The 26,857-nt window shown below is 54.1% G+C and carries 32 protein-coding genes; 22 read left to right on the top strand and 10 right to left on the bottom strand.

What is annotated here, in order from left to right:
• Window positions 1–39 precede the first annotated feature (39 nt).
• From motA to IE105_RS05285, 7 genes are all read left to right on the top strand, one after another.
• Complete coding sequence (motA, locus tag IE105_RS05315; protein WP_189496174.1) at window positions 40–906, top strand: flagellar motor stator protein MotA; 867 nt, start codon at window positions 40–42, stop codon at window positions 904–906.
• Entirely contained in the window at window positions 903–2,243 is a 1,341-nt protein-coding gene (locus IE105_RS05310) for a hypothetical protein (RefSeq protein WP_189496172.1), read from the top strand. The genes motA and IE105_RS05310 overlap by 4 nt, the downstream gene beginning before the upstream one ends.
• Window positions 2,236–2,964, top strand: a complete 729-nt coding sequence (locus IE105_RS05305; RefSeq protein WP_189496170.1) for a flagellar hook-basal body complex protein — start codon at window positions 2,236–2,238, stop codon at window positions 2,962–2,964. The genes IE105_RS05310 and IE105_RS05305 overlap by 8 nt, the downstream gene beginning before the upstream one ends.
• 89 nt (window positions 2,965–3,053) lie before the next feature.
• Window positions 3,054–3,839, top strand: a complete 786-nt coding sequence (flgG, locus tag IE105_RS05300) for a flagellar basal-body rod protein FlgG (RefSeq protein WP_189496168.1) — start codon at window positions 3,054–3,056, stop codon at window positions 3,837–3,839.
• 2 nt (window positions 3,840–3,841) lie between these two features.
• Window positions 3,842–4,261 carry a flagellar basal body P-ring formation chaperone FlgA gene (gene flgA / locus IE105_RS05295; RefSeq protein WP_189496166.1) on the top strand — a complete coding sequence of 140 codons (420 nt, stop codon included), beginning with the start codon at window positions 3,842–3,844 and terminating at the stop codon, window positions 4,259–4,261.
• Window positions 4,258–5,010 carry a flagellar basal body L-ring protein FlgH gene (locus IE105_RS05290; RefSeq protein ID WP_189496164.1) on the top strand — a complete coding sequence of 251 codons (753 nt, stop codon included), beginning with the start codon at window positions 4,258–4,260 and terminating at the stop codon, window positions 5,008–5,010. The genes flgA and IE105_RS05290 overlap by 4 nt, the downstream gene beginning before the upstream one ends.
• Before the next feature lie 10 nt (window positions 5,011–5,020).
• Window positions 5,021–5,578, top strand: a complete 558-nt coding sequence (locus IE105_RS05285) for a flagellar basal body-associated FliL family protein (RefSeq protein WP_189496163.1) — start codon at window positions 5,021–5,023, stop codon at window positions 5,576–5,578.
• Window positions 5,579–5,622: 44 nt separating this feature from the next.
• Here IE105_RS05285 and IE105_RS05280 read toward each other — a convergent pair whose 3' ends face one another.
• Together IE105_RS05280 and IE105_RS05275 are read right to left on the bottom strand one after the other, a co-directional pair.
• Window positions 5,623–5,946: a flagellar hook capping FlgD N-terminal domain-containing protein gene (locus IE105_RS05280; protein WP_189496161.1), complete on the bottom strand. Its 324-nt coding sequence runs from the start codon at window positions 5,944–5,946 to the stop codon at window positions 5,623–5,625.
• 23 nt (window positions 5,947–5,969) lie between these two features.
• On the bottom strand, window positions 5,970–7,454 hold the full coding sequence (locus tag IE105_RS05275; RefSeq protein ID WP_189496159.1) for a flagellar hook-length control protein FliK: 1,485 nt from the start codon (window positions 7,452–7,454) through the stop codon (window positions 5,970–5,972).
• A gap of 61 nt (window positions 7,455–7,515) precedes the next feature.
• Here IE105_RS05275 and IE105_RS05270 point away from each other — a divergent pair, with 61 nt between their 5' ends.
• The 6 genes from IE105_RS05270 (at window position 7,516) to IE105_RS05245 (ending at window position 11,549) form a co-directional block, all read left to right on the top strand.
• Window positions 7,516–7,836 (top strand): rod-binding protein, encoded by a 321-nt coding sequence (locus IE105_RS05270; RefSeq protein WP_189496157.1) that lies wholly within the window; start codon window positions 7,516–7,518, stop codon window positions 7,834–7,836.
• Complete coding sequence (locus IE105_RS05265) at window positions 7,833–8,219, top strand: hypothetical protein (protein ID WP_189496156.1); 387 nt, start codon at window positions 7,833–7,835, stop codon at window positions 8,217–8,219. The genes IE105_RS05270 and IE105_RS05265 overlap by 4 nt, the downstream gene beginning before the upstream one ends.
• Window positions 8,220–8,414: 195 nt before the next feature.
• Window positions 8,415–9,641, top strand: a complete 1,227-nt coding sequence (locus IE105_RS05260; RefSeq protein WP_189496154.1) for a flagellin N-terminal helical domain-containing protein — start codon at window positions 8,415–8,417, stop codon at window positions 9,639–9,641.
• A gap of 124 nt (window positions 9,642–9,765) precedes the next feature.
• Window positions 9,766–10,176, top strand: coding sequence for a flagellar biosynthesis regulator FlaF (locus IE105_RS05255; protein ID WP_189496152.1), 411 nt, complete (start codon window positions 9,766–9,768; stop codon window positions 10,174–10,176).
• Between the two features lie 28 nt (window positions 10,177–10,204).
• Window positions 10,205–10,708, top strand: coding sequence for a flagellar biosynthesis repressor FlbT (locus IE105_RS05250; protein ID WP_189496150.1), 504 nt, complete (start codon window positions 10,205–10,207; stop codon window positions 10,706–10,708).
• Window positions 10,709–10,712: 4 nt separating this feature from the next.
• On the top strand, window positions 10,713–11,549 hold the full coding sequence (locus IE105_RS05245) for a DUF1217 domain-containing protein (RefSeq protein WP_189496148.1): 837 nt from the start codon (window positions 10,713–10,715) through the stop codon (window positions 11,547–11,549).
• A gap of 19 nt (window positions 11,550–11,568) precedes the next feature.
• Here the strand turns inward: IE105_RS05245 and IE105_RS05240 are convergent, their stop codons facing one another.
• Window positions 11,569–12,900 carry a FliI/YscN family ATPase gene (locus IE105_RS05240; RefSeq protein WP_189496146.1) on the bottom strand — a complete coding sequence of 444 codons (1,332 nt, stop codon included), beginning with the start codon at window positions 12,898–12,900 and terminating at the stop codon, window positions 11,569–11,571.
• Window positions 12,901–13,023: 123 nt separating this feature from the next.
• On the opposite strand from IE105_RS05240, the gene IE105_RS05235 reads away from it, so the two are divergent.
• Genes IE105_RS05235 through IE105_RS05195 form a run of 9 tightly spaced genes read left to right on the top strand, consistent with a single transcriptional unit; the run spans window position 13,024 to window position 19,492 of the window.
• A complete protein-coding gene (locus tag IE105_RS05235) occupies window positions 13,024–13,380 on the top strand; it encodes a flagellar basal body protein (protein WP_189496143.1) in 357 nt (118 codons plus the stop codon).
• Between the two features lie 43 nt (window positions 13,381–13,423).
• On the top strand, window positions 13,424–13,819 hold the full coding sequence (locus IE105_RS05230) for a flagellar basal body rod C-terminal domain-containing protein (RefSeq protein WP_189496141.1): 396 nt from the start codon (window positions 13,424–13,426) through the stop codon (window positions 13,817–13,819).
• Between the two features lie 2 nt (window positions 13,820–13,821).
• Window positions 13,822–14,136, top strand: coding sequence for a flagellar hook-basal body complex protein FliE (gene fliE / locus IE105_RS05225; protein ID WP_189496139.1), 315 nt, complete (start codon window positions 13,822–13,824; stop codon window positions 14,134–14,136).
• A gap of 33 nt (window positions 14,137–14,169) precedes the next feature.
• Window positions 14,170–14,436, top strand: coding sequence for a flagellar biosynthetic protein FliQ (locus tag IE105_RS05220; RefSeq protein ID WP_189496137.1), 267 nt, complete (start codon window positions 14,170–14,172; stop codon window positions 14,434–14,436).
• Window positions 14,437–14,451: 15 nt separating this feature from the next.
• Window positions 14,452–16,515: a flagellar biosynthesis protein FlhA gene (locus IE105_RS05215; protein WP_189496135.1), complete on the top strand. Its 2,064-nt coding sequence runs from the start codon at window positions 14,452–14,454 to the stop codon at window positions 16,513–16,515.
• A gap of 13 nt (window positions 16,516–16,528) precedes the next feature.
• Complete coding sequence (locus IE105_RS05210; RefSeq protein WP_189496133.1) at window positions 16,529–17,311, top strand: flagellar biosynthetic protein FliR; 783 nt, start codon at window positions 16,529–16,531, stop codon at window positions 17,309–17,311.
• Window positions 17,312–18,385 (top strand): flagellar type III secretion system protein FlhB, encoded by a 1,074-nt coding sequence (gene flhB, locus IE105_RS05205; RefSeq protein ID WP_189496131.1) that lies wholly within the window; start codon window positions 17,312–17,314, stop codon window positions 18,383–18,385.
• 8 nt (window positions 18,386–18,393) lie between these two features.
• Window positions 18,394–18,735 (top strand): hypothetical protein, encoded by a 342-nt coding sequence (locus tag IE105_RS05200; RefSeq protein ID WP_189496129.1) that lies wholly within the window; start codon window positions 18,394–18,396, stop codon window positions 18,733–18,735.
• 31 nt (window positions 18,736–18,766) lie between these two features.
• Entirely contained in the window at window positions 18,767–19,492 is a 726-nt protein-coding gene (locus tag IE105_RS05195; protein ID WP_189496127.1) for a M50 family metallopeptidase, read from the top strand.
• On the opposite strand, the gene IE105_RS05190 is transcribed toward IE105_RS05195, so the two are convergent.
• From IE105_RS05190 to IE105_RS05160, 7 genes are all read right to left on the bottom strand, one after another.
• Complete coding sequence (locus tag IE105_RS05190) at window positions 19,489–20,148, bottom strand: DUF1523 family protein (protein WP_189496125.1); 660 nt, start codon at window positions 20,146–20,148, stop codon at window positions 19,489–19,491. The genes IE105_RS05195 and IE105_RS05190 overlap by 4 nt on opposite strands.
• Window positions 20,149–20,171: 23 nt before the next feature.
• A complete protein-coding gene (locus IE105_RS05185) occupies window positions 20,172–20,450 on the bottom strand; it encodes a hypothetical protein (protein WP_189496123.1) in 279 nt (92 codons plus the stop codon).
• On the bottom strand, window positions 20,447–21,928 hold the full coding sequence (locus IE105_RS05180) for a DUF6638 family protein (RefSeq protein ID WP_189496121.1): 1,482 nt from the start codon (window positions 21,926–21,928) through the stop codon (window positions 20,447–20,449). Before IE105_RS05180 ends, IE105_RS05185 begins: the two co-directional genes overlap by 4 nt.
• Window positions 21,925–22,599: a hypothetical protein gene (locus tag IE105_RS05175; protein WP_189496119.1), complete on the bottom strand. Its 675-nt coding sequence runs from the start codon at window positions 22,597–22,599 to the stop codon at window positions 21,925–21,927. The genes IE105_RS05180 and IE105_RS05175 overlap by 4 nt, the downstream gene beginning before the upstream one ends.
• Window positions 22,599–24,542 carry an ATP-binding protein gene (locus tag IE105_RS05170; protein WP_189496118.1) on the bottom strand — a complete coding sequence of 648 codons (1,944 nt, stop codon included), beginning with the start codon at window positions 24,540–24,542 and terminating at the stop codon, window positions 22,599–22,601. Before IE105_RS05170 ends, IE105_RS05175 begins: the two co-directional genes overlap by 1 nt.
• Before the next feature lie 5 nt (window positions 24,543–24,547).
• A complete protein-coding gene (locus IE105_RS05165; protein WP_189496114.1) occupies window positions 24,548–25,684 on the bottom strand; it encodes a hypothetical protein in 1,137 nt (378 codons plus the stop codon).
• A gap of 63 nt (window positions 25,685–25,747) precedes the next feature.
• A complete protein-coding gene (locus IE105_RS05160) occupies window positions 25,748–26,830 on the bottom strand; it encodes a coiled-coil domain-containing protein (RefSeq protein ID WP_189496113.1) in 1,083 nt (360 codons plus the stop codon).
• Window positions 26,831–26,857: the final 27 nt, after the last annotated feature.

The raw sequence follows: 26,857 nt of genomic DNA, 5'->3' as shown, positions 1-26,857 counted from the left end.
TTAGCTTTGAATTAACACCTGCTGGTGTAACGAACATTTATGAACTCAATTATCGGCATTGTTATTACCGTAATTTGCGTCTTCGGCGGCTATATATTGGCAGGCGGGAAGATGAGCATCATCATGCACTCACTTCCGTTTGAAATGATGATGATTGGCGGCGCCGCGATCGGTGCTTTTGTCTGTGGCAACGACATGCACACGATCAAAAGCACGATGAATGACCTGCTTGCGGTGTTCAAAGGTCCAAAATGGAAACGTCAGGATTATTCTGATTTGCTTTGCCTGATGCATGAGCTGGTTCGTCTATCAGAAGATAGCCCGGTCGATCTTGAATCGCACATCGAAGATCCTGAAAATTCAGTGGTATTTCAGAAATACCCGCGCATCCTGGCCTCGAGAGATTTCGTAGAACTGATCTGCGACACGATGCGGTCCATGCTGATGAATTTCGACAATGTCTATCAGGTCGAAGAACTGCTCGACAAACAGCTGGAAGTGATGACGGAAGAGCGTCTGCACGGCAGTCACGCCCTACAAAATATGGCGGATGCTTTGCCCGCATTGGGAATTGTTGCGGCCGTTCTGGGCGTGATTAAAACAATGGCGTCGATCGATAAGCCGCCGGAAGTTTTGGGTGAAATGATCGGCGGCGCTTTGGTCGGGACATTCCTCGGCGTGTTCCTCGCCTACTCCTTAGTTGGACCGCTGGCGAACCGAGTGAAACAGATCCGGGATCAAGAAGCTTACTTTTATTCTCTGATGCGCGAGGTCTTGGTCTCCAGCCTCCATAAGAACGACACGATATTATGTATCGAAGTGGCGCGTCGAAGTGCGCCGCATGGATGCAGGCCGAGCTTCTCCGAAGTTGAGGACGCCATCAAGGCGCTGAAACAAGCAGCGTGAAGCAAGAGACCCGCATATCAAAATTTGGCCTGAGCGTTCTCGTGCTCGGGCTTTCGGCGTTTCCGATTAGTACGTTTGCGAATCCTCCTTCGGACACAGATGAGCCGGACACAGTTCACGCAGTGGCGCTCAAAGAGACGCCAGTTGCCATGTCTCAAGACGTGGAAAGCCAGGTGAATAACCTCCGCAACCTGTTTGAGGCTGCCGGACGAAATGGGCTGGTTGATCTTAAAAACCGTGAGTTGAGCGAGGCAGAAATTACGGCTGGCGGCAAAAATCCTCAGTCAACAGGCGCGGCCTCGGATTGTATGACTTTGGCCCCGCTTTTCGACGGCGGGCAGGGCAGTTTTGCGACAGGTCTATTCACCGAATTGCGGGTCGATTGGCCTGAAAATGCAGTCCTTGCGGGAGCGCTCGCAGACCTCATTGACCCGAGTTATGATGGTCGGCCGCTCCCGGTTGATCTGAGCCGTGCGGGTGAATGTGGACCGTCTTTTCTGCCTTGGCAGGCCTTAGCGGACCCGGCCCATGTGCTCGATGCTAAGGATGAAACTGTATTAACCGCTGCGTTGGCCGGTATGGATACCCACTTACGCCGACAACTCGGCGTTCAGATCGCCATACGCGCGGGACTGGCCGGTAATCTTCGTCTGACCCGACGTGTCTCAGATACGCTTATCGATGCGAAACTTCATGGGCAGCCGCATCATGACCGCGACCCGGAACATATCTTGCTCGATGGGATTCTGAAAATGTCACGCGACCCGGTGGGCGCAAGAACACGATTGTCATGGATCGCCGAACGTGATGGCCCAGAGCAAATGATTGCGCTTGACCTGATGCGGAAAATTAATGCCGCGCCGGCTGCGCGCTCTGAATTAAAACGCTTGTCGGAAAGTCCTGACCCACAGGTACGCGATAACGCGAAAAAACGACTTCTGACTTCAGCCATTGAAGATGACGATATTGTTTATGTGGCAGAGCTCGTGACGAGCGCCAATAATCTGGTCAATAATGAGGGGGCACGCGCCCGCTTAGCGGTCCGGCTGGAAGAAGCGATTGAGGCCGATGACCCGCTTAAAGCGATTCAAGCGCTAGATGTCATTGGTCGGCTTGAAGGCAAGGGTATCGAATTTTCGCCCGCTCTTAAGGCTAAAGCCGAAGCCCGGTTGCAAGCCCTGACGTCGGGTAGTTTGTCCGTAGACGCGGCTGATTTCAAATCATCTCTGCAAAAGACGGCGGCCCCGGACCATCTGAGTGGCCCTGAGCTGACGGATTATCTCGACACCGTCAATGTAGATATGGACACCTACCGGGAGGTTTTGAGCCGTGGATAATGCCGTCTATACCATGCTTACCCGTCAGTCGGGTCTGATGCGCGAATTTTCAACCGTGGCCAATAATGTCGCCAATATGGGCACCACAGGATTTAAGGCAGAACACGGGGTTTTCTCGGAATATATTCGTCAAATCGAAGCGGGAACCTCCTCGCCTGACGGCGCGACCAGCCTATCAATGGGCCGCCTCGGCGCTCACGCTACGGACCTGACGGATGGGGGCTTGAAGTCCACAGGCGGTGAACTGGATATGGCGTTGACGGGCGAAGGCTTTTTTAAAGTCCAAACACCGAATGGCGAAAGACTGACACGCGCCGGTCATTTCATGCTCAATGCGGACCGTATTCTCGTCAACCCACAAGGCCATGCGGTGCTGGGGACAGGCGGCGGAGAAATCGCCATCCCGCAGGAAGCGGCGTCCATTCAAGTGAGTCGCGATGGCACAATTTCATCAGACGGCGTCGAACTTGGCCGCGTCGGCGTTTTCACGGCCGATACAGAAACATTGCAGCGCGAAGGCAATAATCTCTGGACCGGCGAAAACATTCAAAACGTGGATGTTCCCAACATCGCCTCGGGTTTCTTGGAAGAAAGCAACGTCAATCCTGTGTTGGAAATGGCGCGCATGATCGAAGTGCAGCGCCATTATGATGCGGGCCAGGCGCTGCTGGATATTGAAGATGAGCGCATCCGCAGCGTTGCCAGAACGCTCAGACAATAATGACACTCACTCAGACACCACACGCAAACAGTACTTAACTCACGGAATTTCAACCCAACAAGACTTAACAGGGAAAAGGAGGCTTCAGGATGAACGCCTTGAAAATCGCCGCAACTGGCATGTCCGCACAACAAATGCGGGTCGACGTCATCGCCAACAATATCGCGAACATGAGCACGACGGCTTATCAGCCGCGCGTGGCCGAATTCGCCGATCTCATTTATCAGCAATATCAAACACCGGGGTCGCTGACCTCTCAAACCGGATCCGTGGTCCCCGCTGGCATCCAGATCGGTATGGGCGTTCGTCCGACAACAGTCTCTATGGAAATCGTCCAAGGTGCGCTAAGCGAAACGGGTGGCGATCTAGATTTGGCCGTCAATGGTCGAGGGTTCTTCGAAATTATTCAGGCAGACGGCGAGTCGGCCTTTACGCGCGACGGTAAATTCTACCGCGATGCGGATGGGCTGATGGTCAATTCAGACGGTCTGTCCTTGGCAGACCAGATCACGATTCCTACCGATGCTAGTCGCGTGACGATTTCTCCCGACGGCGAGGTCGTGGCATATTTCAATAATGTTCCTCGGGGCCAAACGGTTGGCAATATCAGCCTTAATGTGTTCGCCAACACAAAAGGCCTCGAAGCGCTGGGCGGCAATCTCTACCGCGAAACGGAAGCGTCTGGTTCACCGATTAACGGCACGGCCGGATCCGACGGGATTGGCGTCATGCGGCAAGGCTATCTCGAGGATAGCGGAGTTGATGTGGTCGAAGAAATCTCGGAACTGATCGAAGCGCAACGGGGCTATGAGCTGAATTCCAAGATCATCACAGCGGCAGACGAAATGTACTCCGCGACGACACGGATTCGTTGATCATGACCCGTTTAATCTTGATCATCATTGTGCTGCTCGGATTTGCGACCGTCCCGCAGGCCGCCATGGCCGACAATTCCGAACAAGTCACAACCAACCGTCCTTTGCAACGCGGCGCTATTATTCGCGAAGGCGATGTGACCGGACCTTATGCGACAGAGGATTACGTGGGGCAGGAGTTAATTCGCTCTGTGCGCGCTGGCGCCGTCATGACTCCGCGTCACGTACGGACGCCTTTGCAGGTCGAACGCAACGATAATGTGACGTTGGTTTTCCGACGCGGGTCGCTGACCATGGAAACAACCGGGCGATCGCTTGGTGAAGGAGCTGAGGGCGATCGTGTCTCAGTCATAAATACGACGTCGCGAAAGCGCGTTACCGGTCGGATTATCGGCCCTGGATTAGTGGAGGTTACGCCGTGAGTAGGGTGCCAACGACGACACAAATGATGAATTGTGGAATACAGTTTCGGTTTGCGGCGATGTTGCTAGCCGGGGTTGCGCTTTGCGCGTGTGGAACAACGGGAGGTCCGAAACGGGCCGCAGCACCAATGACCACAGCGCCGCTGGCTTACGCGCAACCTGCGCCAAGCGTAGAGCCCGCCGTCTATCAGACCGCGTCACTCTGGAGTCATAGTCCTGACTCCCTGTTTGGGGACCGCCGCGCGCGTGGACCGGGGGATATTCTGACCGTGCAGATCACTATTGATGATTCCGCTGACATGCAGGCTTCTGTCGCGACAGATCGCCAGTCCGGCCAAAATTTGTCCATTCCCAGTTTCTTTGGGCTGACCAAACTCATCGAAGATATCTTGCCCTCCGGAGAAACTCTGGATCCGGCAATGTCGATCACGCGCGGATCTAATGTTGATGGCAGCGGGCAATTACGTCGGGCTGAGACCTTGTCCTTAACGCTTGCCGCGCAAGTCTCGGAAGTGACGCCGAACGGTGATCTTGTCATTATTGGTCGTCAGAATGTTCAGGTTGAAGGGGAAGCCCGAACGTTGTTCGTCTCGGGTATCGTTCGCCGCGAAGACATCAGTCGTCGCAACGTCATCACACTCGACAAAATCGCGAATGCACAAGTCGGTTATGATGGCAGCGGCGCTGTGTCGCGCAGTGCCAATGACCGCGCCGGAACCCGTGTTCTAGACAAAATCATCCCATTCTAGGAATTATGCAATGAAAGCCCTTCTTTTTCTTGTCGTCTTGTCGGTTTTTGCTGCCGGCGGAGTCGTTTCGGCGAATAAAATCGGCGGCAACGGTTCGCCTGCGCCTATTTCAAGCTCCCACGATGACAAAGGCCATGATAAAAAGGCCGACAGTCACGGAAAGCCAGTGAAAACTGACTCGCATGGGAAGAGTGAGAAGAAAGCGTCAGGTCATGGCAGCGCGGACGATGAAAGCTATAGTGGGGAAACGGACTTCATCAAATTTAAGCGTCAGTTCGTTGTCCCAGTCTTGAAAGACAATGCCGTTGACGCTCTGATTTTACTCAATCTCGCTTTGGAAGTTCCGTCGAACCAACGCGATGAAATGTTCCGGCTAGAGCCACGCTTTCGTGACGGCTTCATTCGCGAGCTCTTACAGCTCTCAGATGATGGATATTTTGATCAAGAGCTGACGTCATCAGACACGTATGAGATTTTACGCGAAACACTATCCCGCGCGGCCAACGATATTAGCGAAAGCGGCGTCAATAAAGTCCTGATCCTCGACCTGTCACGTCAGGACCACTAAATCTTCATAACGCCGCAATACCCGCGCGATTTATCGCGAGGGGGCTAGCTCTCTGGTGTGGGCGTCGTTGTGGCGGCGAGCTGCAGCGCCATCATCGACGCAATATCTTCCAAAATGGCCGTGTTTTTAGCCTGAAGCTCCAAATTGGAGAAGGTCGCGAGTTGTTCGACGAATTGTGTTGAATCCATCGGCGCGAGCGGGTCTTGATTTTTGATTTGTGCGGTCAGCAAATTCAGGAACGTATCGAACTGCTCATTCACAGCGTTAGCTGATTCCGACACGGACGAAGATTCCGTGCTCTGTGAGGTCGTTGATTGGGAGGTCGTCGTTTTCGCTGACGCCGCATTGGTAAGAATCGAGAGATCCATAATAGTATATCCTTAGGTCAATCCTAGACGAGAATATGAAGGCGCTCCGCTTCGCCCATAGGGGCGCGTACAAAGCGTTGAAGGTCATCAGTTTGTGTTGTTGTAGAGGCCGAGCCGTTTGAACTGTCTTGCGGGTCTGATCCGGTATTATCACCCTCCTGAGAGGCTTGTCCGAATTCTGATCCGAAGTCGCGGGCATCACCGAGTTTGACATCAACAGGACTATTCGTGCCTTGCTCCAGCGCTGCCGTAATAATGGCCATACGGTCCATTAAGGCCGCCCGTGCGGCATCTGATTCCGGCGTGAGCGTCACAACGGTGCGGCCTTGACTATCGAATTGATAATCGAGTTGAATACGGCCCAATTCAGGCGGATCAATCTGCAAGGTCGCGCTTTTGGCCGACAGAGCAATAGCGACGACCGCTTGCGGTATCTTATCCATTGTCACGGTCGGTTGGGCGTTCGTTGTTTGCAAAATCGTCGCCGCCAATCGATCGCTCATGCCAGAGAGGGGTGTCAATGTTGGCGCGGTCGCAATGACCGGAACGGATTTTAGGGGCGCAGGCATGTCACTATTGGCGAAGAGCGGTGTGGATTGTGTTGGCGCATCGGCAAGCTTGGCGAGGTCAGAGGCGCCGACAGTCGGTTTCGCCAAGGCCCGATACTCAGCCGTTTCGGCGGCCCGTTCGGACAGGCGAGGCCGGTCCGATGCGTCAAATTCAATGGCGTCAAATTCTGGAGTTGGCGTATTATCGCCCGCTTCGGCGATAGATGTTGGGAGTAGCTCGCCCTCTGTTGGCACAGGGTTCACAAGGGCAACAGGTGTCGGGGTCAATGTTGACGCGGGCGCGGTTGTTGGTGGCGCGGCCCCGTTTCCAGCCGAAATTGGAAGCATTGACGCTGTTCCGACGGCGGTGAGGGTTGGTAAGGGCGCGAGGTTTGGCAGGCCTTCAGGCACATTGGCTTGGGGCAGAGCCGCACTAATCGGATCACCGGCAACCACATAGGTTGGCAAGATCGCATCGGCGTTTGTCAGGGTAGCGATGTGGGTGATCGGTAAAATGGTCGGTGTGTCGGCCATCGGAGTGTCAGCTAACGGAAGCGTCTGAGCCGTTGGCACAGGAACACTGTCCGTCATCGGAATATGGATGGGCGTGTCTTCAACCGGAATTGAGACGTCGAGCCCGATTGATGAGAGGTTTCCCGCAGGCATCAGGCCAGCTCGATCAACGGATCCCTCCGTTTCGCCAAGCTGAGGAACATTCAATTTGCGGGCGACATCATTGTCATTGAGCTGAATATCTCGGTGTGTTGTTAGACCTATCTCTGGCTCAGTGGTCTGGCCGGAAGCGTGAGGGTTAACGTCCGTCTGGTCTGACAGTGTCTCTTCGAAACTCCGCCCTTGATAATCGCTGTTCCTGTCGGCGGTCAATTTTAGCCCAGCCGCAGCAGGCGACGCTGCGCGCGGGTTTGTCTGTGTCATCAAAACATTGGGAAGGGCCGACATAAGGTCAAATTGAACGAATATGGTTTACCGAGTGTTTACGGCCTGTGGGTAAAGAAGGCTTATGTTAGTTCCTGATCTTAATTCCCTGACACCTTTGAAAACGGTGAAACCGACGCCGGAGAGCACGGTGGCGGGGGCAAAGGACACAGCCGCGTTAAAAGAGGTGGCCAAGGATTTCGAAGCCGCCTTCATCGCACAAATGCTGACCCATTCCGGCCTCGCTGAATCTTTGACGTCTGGCGAGGGTAAAATGGCCTCCGCTTTTGGCAGTTTTTATGTCGAACAATTGGCCGAACGAATGGCGGATCAAGGCGGGATTGGAATGGCGGACTCTATATATAGGCAATTGGAGCGCTACGGAGCAGCAGGGGAAACATCATGAGCGACACGCGAATTCTAACAATGTTGAGCCGTATTGATCGGGCTCTGATTGCGGAGATTGACGTTATTCGTGAGGGTCGTTTTCAAGACCTGCTTGCGGTGCAAATGGAAACTGCGGACGCCATGCGCGGCCTCGACGCCATGCGGATCGATTTTCAACTGCCCGGGTTTGACAAATCGCGGATCGAGGCGGCGATGCGAATCATCAATCAACGCGCAGAACAGGCCCGCGGATTAATCGGCGCAGCCATGAACGGCGCGCGCGATGCGAAGGCGCGGATTGAAGGGTTGATCCGCGCCGACGGTGACATTGGGGCCTATGACCGGACCGGGGGGCAAATCAGGATGAAGAACCTGGGATCGCCGTATAATAAGACAATTTAAGTTTACGTCTTGAAAACTATCGAAATTCACTACTTGTTAGAATTCACGCGTTACAAACGAAGAATAGCTCAGGAGAGCGCGGTCGGTTTTCCGCCCAATTGTCAGGACGACTTGGTCACCTTCGACTTTAATCCGAAAGGGTTTTGACGAAGCAATTTCAACACGGGCAACGTCCCGCTCATTAGGTGAAATCCAATGTCCAGTATTAATACAAACTTAGGCGCAATGGTTGCGCTCGATACCCTCAAAGGGATCAACAAGAACCTCGGTCAAGTTCAAAACGAAATTGCGACAGGTAAGTCGATCAACTCTGCTAAAGACAATGCAGCGCTTTGGTCAATCGCAACAGTGATGGAAACTGATGTCGCAGGTTTCGAACAAATTGGTAATTCTCTGAACTTGGGTTCAGCCACAGTGGGTGTTGCTCGGACTGCGGCTGAAGAAGTCGTGACGAACCTCAAAGACATCCGCGACTCAATCATTGCTGCTCAAGAAGGCAATGTTGACCGTGGTAAGCTCCAGACCGACATTAACGAATCCGTCGCGCAGATCCAATCAACTGTCGCGGGCGCGCAATTTAATGGTCAGAACCTTCTGACAGGCGAAGGTAACATCGAAATTTTGTCATCATTGAACCGTGATTCAAACGGCGCAGTGAGCACAGGAAAAATCACAGTTGCGCGTCAAAATCTCACGACTGACGCCGTTGGTTCTTCAGGTTCTTTGTCGAGTGGCGACGGTGGTAATATCACCTTCGTGAACGACACATATACACCAAATGCCTCTCCAACTGACGTCGGGTCACTCGTCTTTGATACAAGTGCTGAACTGACAACCGGGACATCAACGACATTGAACCTGGGTACAGGCGCAGGCGGAGCAATTACAGTCGTCTCCACAGAAGGCCAAACAGTTGAAGAATATGTCACGGCGATTGCAGCGGCGATCAATGACGATGTGAATGGTGTCTTGGACGCAGGCGTTTCAGCGACTGTCAGCTCAGGCAATGTGCTGTCAATCGAAGATACAGACGTCACAGCGGGTACGACTCAGGTCACAATGACCGCGACACAAACCAAGCCGGCAACCCCAGCAGGGCTGTTGGAAGGTCTTGATGCTCTCGACGTATCAACGTCGGACTCGACAGCGGCACAAGCATTGACTGACATTGAAGGCTTCCTCACGAGCGCTATCGATGCGGCGGCTGCATTCGGTTCGAAACAGGGCCGTATTGACAGCCAGATCAGCTTTGTCTCCTCTTTGGGCGACAGCTTGAAAGCCGGCATATCGACACTGACAGATGCCAATCTGGAAGAAGCGTCAGCACGTTTGCAAGCTCTGCAGGTTCAGCAGCAGCTAGGCGTACAGGCTCTGTCGATCGCTAACCAAGCACCACAAGCCCTTTTGAGCCTCTTCCGATAGGCTTAACCTAGGCTTCGGCCAAAACGAATATTCCCTCGGCCCTTCGGGCCGGGGAACTTTAAATCTCCGGCGTGCCGCTTAAGGCGACGACGGACCGATCGCCTCGGTAGCACAGGATTTCGCTATGGCTCTTATGACCGCCCACGCCTTCAACGCCCAAAGCGTTTATGGCACTACGGGCCGCGCGATAGGCTCCGACCGCGATGTTGAAGTTCAGGTCTTTCAAACGGCAATTTCCAAGCTGCGCCCATATTCCGGTCCTGATTTTAAACTGACATCTGAAGCCGCAGAGGTTCTCTCTGAAAACCTCAAGCTTTGGGATATTCTTACGGTCGACCTCGTTCATCCGGATAATAAGCTCGGTACAGAGTTGGTGACCCAATTGAGGGGACTGGCTCGCTTTGTTCGCTTCCATACGCACGGCCTCTATGCCGGAACGGGAACCGTTGACGTCCTTTTGGACATTAATATCGCTGTTATGCAGGGCCTGCTGGGTCGACCGGGCGAAAGCTCTGGTGCTTCGCAAGCCGCATAAAGACTCACAGTCGCATAAAGGATTGCTCATGGCCGGCCTGCTTATCAGCCTCAAACCAAACGAAAAGTTTATCGTAAACGGCGCCCTTCTATCGAATGGCCCCAAACGCGGACAAATCTGTGTCGAAGGCGAAGGCATAAATGTGCTTCGTCTCTCTGATGTGATCCATCCTGACGAAGTCCGCACCCCTGTCACGCGCCTTTATAGCGCGATTCAAATTCTTCTGTCCGGCGACAGTTCAGGCGACGAAGCCTGTGATGCGGTCGAGCAACAATACCGCTCTCTCAGCACTGTCTTTCAAGGAACGCCCCTGTCCGACACATTGCTGAAATCCTATAAAGCGTGGGTTGATGGTCGAATTTATTCTGCTCTCTGCCGTCTTAAGCCGTTAATTCCGATTGAAGCGGACTTGCTTGGCCTTGAGCCGACTCAGAAAGACGAGTCTCGAAATAATTCGACGCGGAGCCGACCAGTGATCCAGACTGTTTCAGCTCAGACCGTGACACGCCGCCGCGTGGCGGCTGCAGGTTAATGCGATGGCAATTCAGCCAAGTCTGATTGGCGGGTCCCTGTCGGGGTATGCGTTTCTGAAGTCCACGCAAGAGCGGCAACAGGCGACGTTTGAAAGCTCGACAGATATTAAGCGCAATGTCGATGGCATGCGCGAAAAACTCTCAGAGTCGTTTACACTTGATGATCTGATGGGCGACCGTCAGTTACTTTTGCCTGTGTTGCAAAGTTTTGGGCTTGAAAGCGAAATTGATAAAGGCGCGTTTGTACGGCGGATCATTTCGCAAGGCCCCGATGATCCTAAAGGGTTTGCGCAACGGTTGAACAATGATGATTTCATTGAGTTGGCGCGCGTATTTGAGGCTGATAGCGATGGAAATATCCAGCTAAGCGCCGCCACTGTCGATGATTTGGTTAATGGTTATACAGATAAAGCTTTCCAGACAGCCGTCGGGGAACAAGAGCCTGACCTACGTATAGCGCTTAATTTTGAAAGTGAAATTTCTGATTTAGCCGCAAATAGCGCCAGTGACCGATCCTTTTGGTATAAAATTATTGGTAACGCGCCACTTATGGAAATCTTTGATGCGGCCTTTATTTTGCCGACAGGATTTTCAAATCTCGATGTCGATAAACAGGCGGATTACCTGCAAAAGCGGGCTGAACAACGCTTAGGCGATGACCCACGCGCTGCGCTCGCAACGACAGAGGGGGTCGACAAGACCATCAAAGATTTCTTGTTACAGCGCCAAATCGAAAATGGTCCCTCGGCCCTGACACCGGGTGCCAGCGCCTTGTCTTTGCTCACGGGCGGCTTTGGAACGCAGAGCTTGTTTAGTCTCGTTCTATCAAATTCAACTTAGCGGTTCGCTCTCATAATCACTAAGAAATCGCTTGGCCGAGCGCGATAAAGCTCTCGTCAATTGTTGCCACGTTGGCATTCCGCAAAAATCCATCCAAGTTAGGCTGGCAGGCCACAGCCTTATCTAACACGGGGTCCGTTCCGGCGACATAAAGCCCGGATTGCACCATCAATCGACCGTCCTCATACCGCCGAAGAAGACTTCTCCCTTGGGATAAAATGGCATTCTGTAACTCTGTTGCCGCTTCAGGCAGGGACCGAGAGATGCTGCGTCCCACATCAATCGCTGGGTAGCGGCCGCCCTCCGCGATGGCGCGGTCCAAAATAATGTGACCATCCAAAATACCCCGGACCGTATCGGCGATCGGCTCTTCCATGTCAGAGCCTTGCACAAGGACTGAGAAGACGGCGGTAATATCGCCGCCTGTGTCGTCTGTTCCGGGGCCGGCGCGCTCACATAACCCTGCGAGGGTCGGAAATGTCGATGGTGGAAAAGCGCGTAAAGCCGGCGTTTCGCCAACAGAAAGCGCAACTTCGCGATGCGCTTGGGCAAACCGGGTGAGGCTATCAAACAAGAATAAAACATGCTGTCCTTGGTCACGAAAGCTTTCCGCTGTCGCCATAGCCAACCGCGCAGCCCGCAATTTGGCGGCCGGCGGTTGGTCGGATGTTGCGGCAAAAACAACGGTACGTTTCATCGCTTCAGGTCCAACAACCTCCTCAACAAAACTGCGAACTTCACGTCCCCGCTCACCGATCAAAGCGATCACGGTGACGTCGGCACTACTGGCTTGACCGGTGCTTTTCGCTAAGCCGCCAAGGAGGGACGTCTTGCCGACGCCTGATCCCGCGAACAAGCCCACACGTTGACCCCGGCAAAGCGGCAAAAATGTATCGATTGCAGAATATCCCGTGCAAATGCGGTCTCCGAACGCCCGCCGATGTCCGGCAATCGGCGGAGCTGCATTCAGGTCCGCTGGTTTAGCGCCTTGTCTGGGACGTTTTCCATCCGCATCCCGCCCGTCAAAATCCAACACTTTACCGAGCCAGTCCGGCCCCGGCGCCAGCGTCGTAACGGGCACTAGATCTGCGCGCATTCCAGATGTGAGCCCTTGTCCGGATCCATACAGGGCCACGGTCACGCTGTGACCGTCATCGGCGATGACGTCGCCGCGACGATTGCCATCGATCATGATACTCGCGCCAATCCCAGCGCGACCACACAGGCCGGATATTTGCACGGTCTGTCCGGCGCAGGAGAGAACGCGACCGGAATGTACAACAAGCGGCGGCAGCGGCGTAGCGAACTGGGCGGTCAGTGTAGCCAGGTTTTCAGAGGGCGGCTTGGGCATGGGGTGCCCTTCAAGGCGACGGGATGGACAGGAAAAATTTTGTTACAGGTCTGTTAACCATTGATTCAACCCTCGGCTCTAATCGTCAATACAGCATTAACGCCCTTTGCAAGGATTGCAGTCATGGCGCACACAGTTTCGCTTCTGGATTTATCATCCAATATGGCCCGCCACGCGGCCACACGTCACTCCCTTATCTCCCAAAACATCGCGAACGCGGACACGCCAGGTTACAAAGCCCAAGATGTCGCTGATTTCTCCGCCGTGATGGAATCACAGAAACTGTCCGGCACGGACGCCGGCATCAATCCATTGGAGGCGTTGGATCGTCCCTCCGTCGGCTCTCCCAATGGCAACACTGTTAGCTTGGAGGATGAGTTGATGCGCGGCTCCAAAGCCCAACAGGATCACGAATTAGCGGTCTCTATATACAGATCCACCCTCACAATGATGAAAACAGCGGTTGGCAAAAATCTCTAGTCTCCTCTGACACCCGCTTAAGCGCAGAAAGGATTTCGCGCCGATGATAGACCCAATTGTACAGACCATGAATGCCGCGAGTTCCGGCATGCGCGCACAATCGCAGCGCCTTTCAGTCGCGTCTGAGAACCTCTCAAATTCCGATACACACGGCTATAAACGCAAGTTGATGAATTTCACCCAACAGGTTGATCGCGAAAGTGGTCTGACCACGGTGGGTGTGTCGCGTCCGTCACTTGATCGATCGCAGGGCGAGATGATTTTCGATCCGAATCACCCTCTGGCGAATGATCAAGGTCTCGTGGAATCGTCCAATGTCGACATGATCATTGAAATGGCCGACGCGCGCGAAGCTAACCGAAGCTTCGAAGCCAACCTGACAACGTTTAAGCAAGCTGGCGAAATGTATCGCGGCCTGCTCGGTCTTCTGAGGCAGTAATCATGGATATCACCTCAAACGCTGCCGCGCTTGGCGCCTCACGCCATTATGGCGCGGCCAAACGGATTACAGCCCCCGCGGGGCTTGAGCAGCCCAAACCGAATAATGATGGCGGTGTCGTGGCCAAAGGCGTCGAGAGTTTCTCCGACGTCTTGAAAACGGTGGAAACAACGTCGACCCAATACGCGGCCGGTACAACCGACGCGCAATCTGTCGTCGAAGCTCTGGCCAATGCCGAGATGGCATTGGAAACCGCCGTGACTGTGCGGAACCGGGTTGTCGAAGCCTATCAAGAGCTTCTTCGGATGCCGATCTAATGGTCACAACGCCTGTCTTGGAAAGGCCGTCTCATGGATGAATTCGGCATTTTGAGCCTGCTCCGCGAAGCGCTCTGGGCGACCGCGTTGATGGCGATGCCTTTGCTGATTTCCGCGCTAGTGGTCGGTCTGATTGTGGGCCTTGTCCAAGCGCTGACATCGATTCAGGAAATGACGCTAACGTTTGTTCCAAAACTGGCCGCCATGCTGGTCGTGATGTTTATGACGATTGGTTACATGACGAATATTTGCCTGTCTTTGTTCAATAATCACGTCCTTCCTGCTATTGTTGGCGGCTAGGCGGACGGCCCGGTAATGAACTCTAGTCGCGCCACCATCGGTCTCGCCGTCGGCCTTATGGCCGTCATCATCATGATGATCTTGCCCATGCCGTCATGGGTCTTGGACATCGGTGTGGCGGCGTCCTTCGCCTTTGCGATCTTGATTTTTACCATGACCTTGTTTGTGGAAAAGCCGCTCGATTTCTCTGCCTTTGCGTCCGTTTTATTGGCGTCCTTGCTGCTGCGCCTGTCGCTGAACGTGTCCTCGACCAAGCTCATTATCGGGGAGGGTCATACGGGTACAGACGCGGCCGGATCGATTATCGAAGGCTTCGCCATGTTCGTCATGGGCGGCAACATCGCCATTGGTCTAATCGTGTTCTCGGTCCTCGTTATCGTCAACTTCATGGTCATCACCAAAGGTGCGGGGCGTATGGCGGAAGTCGGCGCTCGCTTTGCGTTGGACGCCATGCCGGGCAAACAAATGGCGATTGATGCTGATTTGGCCGCAGGCGCCATCAGCCACGAAGAAGCCAGTAAACGACGCGAACGCGAACAAGAAGAAACGGCTTTCCTCGGGTCATTGGACGGTGTGTCCAAATTTATGAAAGGCGACGCGGTCGCTGGTATTCTCATCACCTTGCTCAACCTGATTGCTGGGATGGGTATCGGGGTTGGCGTTCATGGCCTGTCTTTTAGTCAAGCGGCCAGTAATTACGCGATTCTAACCGTGGGGGATGGGTTGGTCAGTCAGATCCCGGCCGTCATCATCTCCATCGCGGCGGGTCTGTTGCTGTCGCGCGGCCGCGGTGACGGCGCGGTGGATTTGGCTTTGCTCGAACAGTTTGGTCGTCACCCAGCCGCACTGGCCTCCGTCTCGGGCATTATGGCTGTCTTCGCGCTGTTTCCGGGCCTGCCCGTCATGCCCTTCATGTTGGGCTCAATTGGCCTCGGGATCGCGGCGTACCTGAGTTGGCAGAAAGCCCAGAACGTGACCAAGCTCGAAGAGAAAGAAGCCGGTATCGTGCCGCCTAAGCCCGAACCGACGATGGGCGATATGCTGGACTTGGACGAACTCTCTGTTGAGCTGTCACGCGATCTGGTGGCTACGGTCATGGGAACTGATTTCGGTGTCGATAAACGCGTGCAGAAAATCCGCAAATATATCGCGACTCAATACGGGTTTATTCTGCCCCCGATCCGATTGTCTGACGATGCGGCTTTGCCACGCCATAGCTATCGCATCCGGCTGCACGGCGCAGATATGGCGACACAGACATTAATGGCGGACCGTCGACTGGCCCTGATTGAAGCCAATGAACATACGCAAATTCCCGGCGACACGACGCAAGAACCTGTCTTCAAGGCTCCGGCGCGTTGGGTCGATCCCGAACATGAAAATGAACTCACTTTGCTGGGTGTTACCACGGTGGCTCCGGTTGAAGTGCTCGCGACCCATCTTTTGGAAGTCATCCAAGACAATCTACCGGCGTTGCTTACGCGCCGCGCCCTGCGCGAAACATTGGATGCGTTTAAAGGGGTGACCGAGTCGGACCGGGCCGATGGCAATCGTCGTCTTGTCGATGAGTTTTTCCCGGATAAAGCGCCTATTGAGTTACTGCACTCCGTTATGCGCCTCTTGTTGGAAGAGCGGATTTCGATTCGTAACCTGCCGCTGTTGCTGGAAACAGTTGCGGATGGGAAGTCCGCGAACCTGAATGCCGAGGCAATCACAGATGTGGCACGCCAACGTTTGTCCCGTCACTTTGTCGGGCAATATCGGAACGAAACCGGACAGCTTCCAATTATCCGGATCGGTGAAGATTGGACGGCCAAGTTAGGTGAACGGGAGACACGTGACGAGGTGGGTCGTTCTGACATTGCTCTATCGCCGGAAGAATTTAATCAATTTGCCCATGATGTGCGCGCCCAGCTCGATACGGCCGCACGCAAAGGCAGTTACGCGGTGATCGCGGCCCCGGGTCATTGGCGTCGGTTCATCCGCTCGGTGCTGAAAACCAAAGGCGTGAAAAACCCCGTTCTGTCCTACGCCGAGATCGCGGCCAACGAAAAGCCGCTTATTCTCGGCTCCGCATGACGCGGGTTCTGCCATGATGGGCGGCGGCGAATTCCTCGCGCAGCTGGCCGAAGCCTTTGGCCCGCTGATTGAAATGGTGTGGCCAATTTTTGGCTTATTTGCACGACTGTCGCTCTTTTTCATGCTTGTCCCCGTTTTTGGGGAGCGCGCAATTCTGCCGCGATTCCGGATTGCTGTCGCCGGAATGACAGCGTTTATGCTCTATCCTATTTTGCAGGACGATCTGGCGTTGCTGCGCGATCAAGGGATTCTTACCTTGGTCGCGTCTGAGGCGATGACAGGTTTCGTAATGGGCTTTGCCCTGCGCCTTGCCGTACACGGTTTGCAAATTCTGGGTATGATTGTATCTCAGTCCCTGTCCCTATCGCAGGTGCTGGGCGAGGGTATCGCGACGGAACCCAATACAACGATTAGCACGCTACTGATGCTGACGGGGGTGACGCTTCTTGTGTCGATGGACTTGCATATTGAGCTGATAGGCGTGATCGCCAACAGCTTTACCGATATTCCGGTCGGGACCATGCTGGATTTACAAGTCTCGGCCAATTGGTTGACCGAACTCACTGTCGCCTTGCTGCGGATGTGTTTGTCGCTGGCTTTGCCTTTTGTGATTTTGAACTTCGTCTACAACCTTATATTGGGTTTTTTAAACCGAGCGATGCCGCAGCTATTAGTCTCCTTCGTGGGTCTGCCGGGCATGACGATGTCGGGTCTGTTCTTATTGGTGATTTGCGCCAGCGCTATGTTGGTGGCGTGGGTCGATATGTTCCTGGCGATTATGGCGGAGGCTTCGTAGGTGTCCGGTGATAATGACAGTAGTCAGGAAAAGAGTTTTGACGCCACCCAAGGCAAAATCGACGATGCCCGCAAAAAGGGTGATATTGCCAAGTCTGCGGAAGTGTCTTCGATCGCGCTTTACTGCGGTCTTGCGATTGCGATTCTGACGCTGGGCGGATCAACCGGCCTTAAAGCCATGTCACAACTCTCAGGCTTGCTTGAATACCCGATACGGTCTGGGGACCTTTTACTAACGGGCGGTGCGGCGAAGAAATTGTTTGGAACGATCGCGTTCCTATTTGCGCCATTATTGCTGGTTATGGTCACAGCGGTATTTTTGTCCTTGATCGCGCAACGCACCATCATTTTTGCGCCTGACAAAATTCAACCGAAGCTCTCGAAGATTAGTCCGCTGTCCAATATAAAGCAAAAATATGGTCGCGATGGTATGGCTGAATTTGCCAAGCGGGCCGTTAAACTCGTGGTTATCTGTGTTGCAGCGGGCTATTATCTGATCCGGCTGACGGGGGAAATCAGTCACGAGATCGGCCGTCCGGCGGGCTATTTGTTTCAAAAACTTGTAGGGGAGAGCTTATTGCTTCTCGTCTGGATGATTGCAGCGACAATTTTTATTGCCGCGGTCGATTTACCGTTCGCGCAATGGTCGCATTTGTTGAAACTCAGAATGACCCGTGAAGAGGTAAAGGACGAGCATAAGAAAAACGAAGGCGATCCGCTGGTGAAAAGCCAGCGTCGGGCGCGGGCGCGGGAAATTTCAAATTCAACAATGCTCAATGACGTGGCCACAGCGAACGTTGTGATCGTGAACCCGACGCACTACTCCGTCGCGCTGCGGTGGGACCGGTCGGGCGGTGGGGCGCCTGTCTGTGTCGCAAAGGGCATCGATAGCCTCGCGTTTGCGATCCGGGAAAAAGCCAAAGAACATGGCGTGCTTATTCATTCCGATCCGCCGTGTGCGCGGGCCATGCATGCCACGGTCGAGGTCGGGGAAGAAATTCGCCCAGAACATTATGCCGCCGTCGCCTCAGCCATCCATCTGGCCGAAACCCTGTCGAAACAAGGGGCATACTAGCCGTGCCCGTGCGTCAGATTTTAGCTCTAAAACGGGCCTCTATTCAAACACGGATCGACGCTTTGGCAGCGCAGGAAACGGGGCTGACGCAACAACGGGCGCGACTGCAAGAGCAAGGCGACGGGCTGGGCCTTGGTGAAGTCGAGGCGGGGTTTCAAATTGCTGCCATGGCCGGCAGCAGTGCGCGCGCCGAAATCGCGCGACTAGACCGCGAGAGCCAAACCCTAAAAACGAAGCGTCTCACCCTTGCGCGAGAAAAACTCTCACTCGATATTGCCGATAAGAAGTTGGCTGTTGAGTCACGCAAGCTTGCGCGGCTTGAGGTGTCTCGCGCCGAAGACCGAGTCTAGCGCACACGGCCATGACCGCCTAACAGACCGTATGTCCGTGACGAAATTAAAGCCTGCCAAGACACCGCCGATGCGCCTCCCTGCGACGCAATTTTGGGGGCTATGTGTTGTCATCTTCATGGTCATGCAAATCCCGTTTGTGCGCGTGCCGGTGATGTTTCTCTCAACCTGGGCGCATGAGCTTGGGCACGGGCTAGGGGCGCTGATGACAGGCGGCGAGTTTTACAAACTGACGATTTACCCGAATTTTTCCGGACTGGCGCAAACAGCGTCGTGGAGCGCGTTTTCACGCGCGGCGACGATCATCGTTGGATTGATGGGTCCGACGATTTTGGGTGTGATCATGATTTTTCTAACCCGTGCCCTGAGTGCCTACCGGTTCACGCTGCTGCTTTTGGCTGCCCTGCTCGCTCTGTCACTCTTCAGGGCGGCCGATGGGTTCACCTTTATCACGCTTAGCGTCTCGGCGGGGCTCTTTGCCTTGGCAGGATGGAGGTTGCCGCATCGGGTATTGCTGTACGTGACGACCATCATCGCCATCGCCTTGTGCCTGAACGCGCTTACGTCATTTGGCTATTTCTTCATCGGCGGGGGCGAAGTGGGCGGACGTCTTTACCGATCTGACACGGGTGTGCTCGCGGATCTGTGGTTTGGTCCGCATTGGTTGTGGGGCCTGTGGCTGGCCTTTTTCTCCATCCTGATTCTGTTTGCCGGGGTTATATTGTCAGACCGTTGGGCACGAAAACGGTCAGCCTAGCGGGGTTTGTTCGACCCGAAAATCTTGCGCCAACGGCTACGGACTTCGTCACTGCCAGCCTCGACATTATCGCCAAAATCGCGAGCGGCGTCACCGATGGAATCACCAACAGCGTCCAATGTCGGGTCAATTCGTTTGGCTTTCCAACGCGTGATCATCCGCCACAATAAGAACCAGATCAGCAATAGCAGCCCGATAAAGACGATATTGAACCAGGGAATGAGCAACGCGTCCGGACCGGACACTTGTTTGATCGACGTGGCATTGGGGAAAATCGAAAACAGCTTAATCCGCCAGCCATAGTGGCGCACGGCAACCCATTTCCCGTCTGACTTGGCCAAGCTTTGCGCTTGCGCGGTGACGTCGCCACTGTCGAATTTGAAATAGGGCGGAAAGCCCCACCCCGTATCTTCGTTGCGGTAGACGCGCGTGTTGCCATTTTCAAACTCGGCATTGATGAACCGCACATCTCGGGTCGAGCCTTCGATGGTGCCAATATCAGCCCGGTCCCAGAACGGCGCGCCAGACTCCACGTCAATGCGTTTAACCTCGGTCCCGACGATCTGCACCACGTCGCGGTCGGGGAGATAATAATTGAGCAGCACGGCCCCTACGATCAGCAGGATGAGCGCCGGAATATGTCGAAGCCATTTCATTTCAAATTCCTCTGTTCAATTTCTTATGAATGCTGCGCCAGCCAAACCAGCAAGGTCGCAATCGCCCCCGGAATAGCATAGACACTTAAGAATAATTTGGACCGCAGCGACCGGTTATACCGCGCCATACCGCGCGCCACGAAATTGTCTTCCGTCTCGCTTTGCTGGAACAGCTCGGTCTGCGCGCGATAATCTTCGGCCAGTCGAACGCGTTCCCGCCACCGGCTCCACTGACTTAAAATCACATAGACGACGGTCAGGATCAAAAAGATCACGACAATATTGCGGATAAGGCCAATCATCGTTTTCGCCTCTCTTCTTGTTCTCGCTGCCGTTTTTCATAGGCGCGGCGTTGTTTCGATTTCCGATGCCAGCCGTCGTCATCATCATCGTCGTCGTCATCATCCCGTTTCCAGCCGTCTTTCTTGTGGGGCTTAGCGGGGTCCCACGGGTTTTTGCGCTTCGTGTTGGGACGCGTGTTCCGTTGACTTGGGTCCGGTGCGTCTTCCATCGACGGTTCACCGCCAAACAAGTCCTCCCGCGCGCCCGCCTTATCCATCGCATATTCCTGCTCCAGAAAGCGCACGACAAAGTCTTTCTTGCTGTCGGACCAGTCACGATAGGCTTCATAGAAGAGCGGTTTGTGACAGATAAACAGTTGGCGAAAATCCAGCCGTGACAAATCAGTCAGCAACATGTTGACGAGGTCACGGTCCGCATTCTGCGAGCCCCGCAGCGCGTAGAAAAACGCCGGATTGTCCGCGTTGAATTTCGGCACGCGCCCGCCCATCGAAGCCCAGCGCCACACATCCATCAGGCCGAGAAATTCTTCGGGCAGCTCATTGGCGTAGCGGCGCTCCAGCTGCCGCATATTCTGCCGCGAGAGCCCGTCCAAATCATGACCTTGTTCCGCCGCGACGGTGGCGACAATAAAATCCATCTTCTGGCGGATCACCAAGGCGCTATCCTGATTGGGGCGTTGCACGACCAGTTCGGTCAGCCCTTCTTCATAGAGCCAGTCCGAAATCGCCTCGCGGTCATCCAGCGTCAGCACTTGCTCAACGTCGAGATCAATCAGACCGTCAATTTTGGTGCGCGCAATCACGGTCGGCGTGTCCGCATCCCGGAACACATAGACGCCGCCCAGATGGGTCGTGAAATAATTGCCCTGTTCGTAGATTTTACTGCCCAGTTTGACCGGATTGCGTTGAATATTGCCGGTGCGCTTGGCCAGCTCGATCATCTCAGAAATCAACACATCATCCCACCACGCATCGTCCTCGGACAGGAAGCGGTCGATCTGAGTTGTGAGCGTAGCGGCTTCGGCGACATGGGATTGGGTCGTGTCGGCCGTGACTTCGATTTGGTTGATGTCGAGCAGGTCGGCGGGCTCGTCGATCTTAAACACGGAATTGAGCAGCTCCCCCGCCACCGCTTCGCGCGCGGTCAGGCCAAATAGCTGATCTTCATTCTCGTCCATATATTGGCGCAGGATCGAGCGCGAGGTCGAGAATGCCGATCCAAGCAGGGGCGCCATCTTCTGATCGGTCGACAGCAGAATAAACATTTGGTTCGACCCGTGCGGGTTGAGATAATATTGATCGTCCAACTCATCCGCCACCTCAGGCGAGAAGCCCGCAATATCGACATGGAATTCCGTCAGCGCCGTGCGCTTGCCGATCAAATAATCCAGCGCGCGATTATACCGCTCGACCATCGCCGGCGACGACACCTCATAGAGGTTGCCAAACATCAGCCCGGCTTTGACGAGGCGCATCATGGTTTAAAACCAAGCCATGCAGCAATTAAAACAACTATTGCTGTTATAGTGCTAATAACAACGTGAGAATAGATGTTGTCCTTTATTCTATCCCATGTGCCTACAATATTTTTGTTGGTGATGGGTCTGAAAAAATTATTTAAGAAAAATGAAGCCCAAAATAAAAAACTTGCCAGAATGGCGACGGAATATGACGTGATTAAAACGATATTCGCAGGATTGTTTCTATTAGCAGTTAGAACTGCCCAAACGAAGAATGCGATTGAAGTTAATAGCAATATTACGTCACGCCACCCCAAGAGTCCAATGAAGGAAAACGGGGTTTTAAATGCCGATAATCTTTCCTTTAACTTCTCCAATTCCGCCAATTGAGTGTGGCTTTCTAATGAATAAGCTCTCAGTTCGCAGTTACCACTTAGATCGATGTATATTGTGCTTGAGTGGATATCGGTGGGGTTGGGGAGCCTCAATTGTATCTTTGGCCGCCCAACGAGAAGTTCCTTATTTGCTTTCATGTCTTGGAAGTTCTCAAACTCGTAGTCATTATTTTCAGCAGAAACTTCATGTTCGATGCCAATCTTTTCGAATAAAATTATAAGCTGACTCGCGCTAAGTCTTAAATATCCTAGTTTAAATTTGATATTTGTGAGACTTCTATCAATTTTCTTCATCACCCCTTCCCCCCCAAATAGCGCCGCTTTGCCTCTTCCTGACGCCCGTAATCCCGCACCATGTTCTCGATCGCAATCTCATCGCTTTTATCCGCATAGCGGAACTCGCTATCGGCGTAGCGGTTGATTTCTTGGATCACCATGTCGACGGTGATTTCGGTCGAGAGGTCGGCGATCATGGCGCGTTTGGTGTCATAGTCTTTGGTGAGGAACAGGTCAGTATTTTCCATCCATTCATCCGGCAGTTCGAAGTCCATCGCGCGGACTTTGACGGCGTCGGTGATGTTCTTGATCGCGCGTCCGGTGAAGCGCGGGTCGGCTTCCTGAATGGCTTTGAGGTAGGTGCCGAGCTTAGCGATCGTGTCGAGCTTGCCTGTGCTTTTCTGGATCGCGTCGAACACAGCGACGAGCCCTTCTTCCTTCGGGCGGGCGTAGCTGTCGTAGCTCGCTTGCACGGCTTTTTGGATCACTTGGGCTTCGAACAACTCGTGATCGCCGACGGGGATGTCGTGGTTCTTGCCCATCAGCAGGTGCAGGATGTCGATATAGTCTTCGCGGGATTTCGGGCCATCGACGAGGAAGCGCGCGGCGGCACGTTGGCGCAGCGCGTCATCGACATTTTCGGGATAGTTGGAAAACATGCCAAAGGTGCAGTTGCCGCGCACGACCGTGTTCGCGCCCGCGAAGCTTTCCATCAGCACAGCGGTGATTTCGAGCTGTCCGGCGGAGCTTTGACGGTCGCCGCGTTTGCCCGCGAGCTGGTCAATATCGTCAATCGTGCCAAAGCCGATGACGCCGGGATCGATGATGGTTTTAACGAAGGCTTTGGCGTTTTGCGCCGACTTACCTTGGTAGCTGTCGATTGAATCGGTGGACAGGTTGGCGTAGCGGAACGGGTAGTCCGCATTGTTGCAATAGTCATTGATCAGGCCCGCCATCATTTGGATCAGGGTCGTCTTGCCCGTCCCCGGCATGCCGTCGCCCATGAAGGTGAAGATGAAACCGCCGAGATCGGCGAACGGATTAAGCTTGCGCTCAAAATCATACGCCATCAGCATTTTGGACAGTTTCATGCTTTGGTATTTGGCGATGTGGTTGCCGACGACCTCGTGCGGTTTTTTAAACGTCATGGTCAGCTTGGTCGAGCGCGCGCGGGAGGCGGCTTCGAACCCTCTGATCTCAAAATCGTCCTCCTCGACGCGGTAAGCGACGGATGTGAACGCATCGAGGCGGGGCAGGTTGCTCGCGCGCATCGCGGCTTTGTCCATCAGCTGTTCCAAGAACGCTGTGACCGTCGGGATGAGCGTGTCTTCGCTATTGGCGAATACGGCGAGGTCTTGGTCGAGTTCCCACAGCGCGCCTGTGAGTGCCAGTTGTGGATTATCCGTCAGCACCTCTTCGACGTCGCCGACGTCAACGGACAGCTCGCCCGTTTCGTGCAGGGTGGAGAGCAGAAAGCTCGCCATATTGGCAAAGACATGCAGCGCGATAACGGAAGACGCGGCGAGGCCTTCGATGAACTCCGCCGATTTCCCGCCGGATAATTTGCCCTGAAGATTATCTTTCATGAGCGCCGACAGGCCGGTCGCGTCGGCATATTGGTCCACAACGGTCAGCGACGTGGCGAGGGCGCGTCGCAGGGCGTGCAGCACGCCCGCTTGAACCGGACTCATCAAGGCATCATCGGGCGACGTATCTTCAACGCGGGCGATGAGGTTCACGCCCTCCGCCTTTGCTGTGCTTTGTGTCACAAGGCCGGGTGTTGTGCTGCGGAAACGGCGGCGTCCGGGGATGCCGGCGGATTTTCCGGCTGCTGGTTCAACGTCTTTGGCTTTGGCTAAACGCGGCGTGTGGTCGAACCCATCCAGCAGCGATTGCGCCGCTGCGATCTTGTCTGCAATCGCAGTTTCTTTGATTTCCATGAGGTCGGACGGGTTTGACATAAGGCCTATGTGTAGCTGAGAATGGTGTTGTTTTGCCCGACGACATATTTTCGGATGCCGTCGAAACTCTGGGCGTGGTTTTCTTCGAGGACTTGGTACGCGCGGTGCGGCAGGATTAGCGCGCGGGAGATATCCGTGTAGCCGTCCGTCTTGCCATCAAGACCGTAAGCATCGAGCTTAAACACTTGCCGCCACGCCGCATTAAATACGCCCGTTTTGACCCATTCCTGCCGCTCAGACTGCAACGTCTCGACCGTCCAGGCCAAGGCCCAGTCGAGCCCCGGTTTCCCTGCGGCCTGTGCCAGCACGTCGCGGATCGGGCCATGTTGTTCGGTAAACGCATGGCTGTGCATGGGGCCCAAATGAAAGCGCCTAAGCCGTTTGGGATGCAGGTTTTTGAAATCCGTGTCGATGCCTTTGGCAATCGTCAGCAGTTTCAGTTCGGATAGGGCTTGCGCCATGAGGGCGTCTTGCAGCCGCGGCCAGCGCCGTTCGTCATTGGGCAGCGCGCGAGAGCCCGTATCATCGACCTCCATGAGGTAGACAACCGGGATATTAGTCTTGGAGTCATAGACCGCCCAGTGAATGATATAGCGGCGCTTGCGTTGCTTTAAAACTTTGCCAACCCAAACGGCCTGCGGATGGTTCTGCGACAGGAAAAGCGGCTCACGCTCCAAGGTTTCGTAATAAATACGCTGCGCCAAGGCATATTGCAGCGCAGTGGGTGGGGATAGCTCGGTCAAAATCTGGCTGACCATATCCTTCTTTAATCGCGCTTGATCGGGCAGGGATTTCAGGTGTTTTTTGGCTTGCGTGGCATCGCTCGCAAGCTGGATGATCTCAGAGAAGATCGGAAATCCGGACTCGGTTTTGTCGATACTGATCTGTCCCGAACTCGCCGACCGATTGGTCATGAGATATTTGTAGGACAGGGCTGTGAAACTATTGTTCAAATCGAGCAAATATTGGCCGAGAATATCGCCTTCGGTTTTCCCGAGCTGACGTTCTTCGACCGAGAGCTTGGCGACCGCACTAAGGTGGCCGATGATACGTTCGAATTTTGCGAAATAGCGACGGGCCGCCCGCGCACTATCTAGGACGCGGTGCTCATAAGTAAGATCGAGTTTTTGGGGTGTGGTCATAAAATGCGTTTCACTCTGCCGTCCCGGCCCCATGAAATGCGGCGCGGGATGACAGTGTAATAACTAGGCCCCGTCTCCATAGGCATTGGCGTCGTGCTTCTCGACGATCTTTTCAAACCGGCGGGCGAAACGCTCATCAGCTTTGGCTTTTTCTTCCAGCACCTTACGCGCGAAGACGATGTGCTCTTCGTGGCTTTCCATCATCTCGGCCATTTTATTATTTGTGGCCGCGCCGATCGCCGCCATGGCGACTTGGGCTTCCTTGTCAGTCGCCACGCCGATTTCATTGATCTTATGCGCGACGTCTTGTTGCTGTGCGGTCTTCAATGATTTCGACAGCGCATCATAGAGGACAACCCGCTGTTTCGTGTCGGTGGACAATTTGTTGAGTAGGACCATCTGCGTCGCGATCTGGTTTTGCAGACTATCCATCCAGGTTTTCCCCTTCTCGATATAGCGTTCCAGCGTTTGGGACTCCGACAGTTTGACCTGCTCCAATTGCGCGAGCTCATTGTGACGTGAATTGACTTTGGATAGCTCACTTTCTAATTTTGAGCGTTCCTTGGCGTCCGTCGCCATCGACAGTTTGTTTTCCAACTCAATTATGGTCGGATCAAGCGCCGTGATCTCGTCCTTGATTTGCTCCAACGTATCGACGGCTGCTTCGCGATCCGCGAGCGTGCGTTGCAGGTTGCCTTCAACTTGGTTCTTATGACGGCCGAGCTCATTGAGTTGTTCTTGCAACATGGCTTGGATTGTGTTGGATTTCGCGATCAGGTCTTGCAGCTTATCCTCAATCGTCGCGGCGCGAATGCGCTCAGACCGCAGGCTTTCGGCGCGCTGTTTTGAAAAGATTCCGACGAATTTTTCCCAGCCAGTTTTGGACCGCATGGAGTCGAAGTCTTTAGAAAAACCTGCAGTGACATCGTCCAAACCCATGATGAGTTCAGCGATATTGGCGTTCATCAGATCCGTATGCGCATGGACATCGTCCAGCGACGCGCTCTCGATATCAAGCGAAATATCGGTGCCTTGGCTCATTTTGGCGCGCGCCGTATCGATCCGACTCGACAGCTCCGAAATTTTGCTTTGGGCCTCGGCCACTTCTTTCTTGGATTGTTCAATCTGCGCTTCAAATGTGGCCATAATATTATCCCTTTCCGTCCCTATGTT

Source organism: Algimonas arctica, from assembly GCF_014652695.1.
Taxonomy (GTDB): Bacteria; Pseudomonadota; Alphaproteobacteria; order Caulobacterales; family Maricaulaceae; genus Litorimonas; species Litorimonas arctica.
This window is presented reverse-complemented; position numbering and strand designations above follow the sequence as displayed.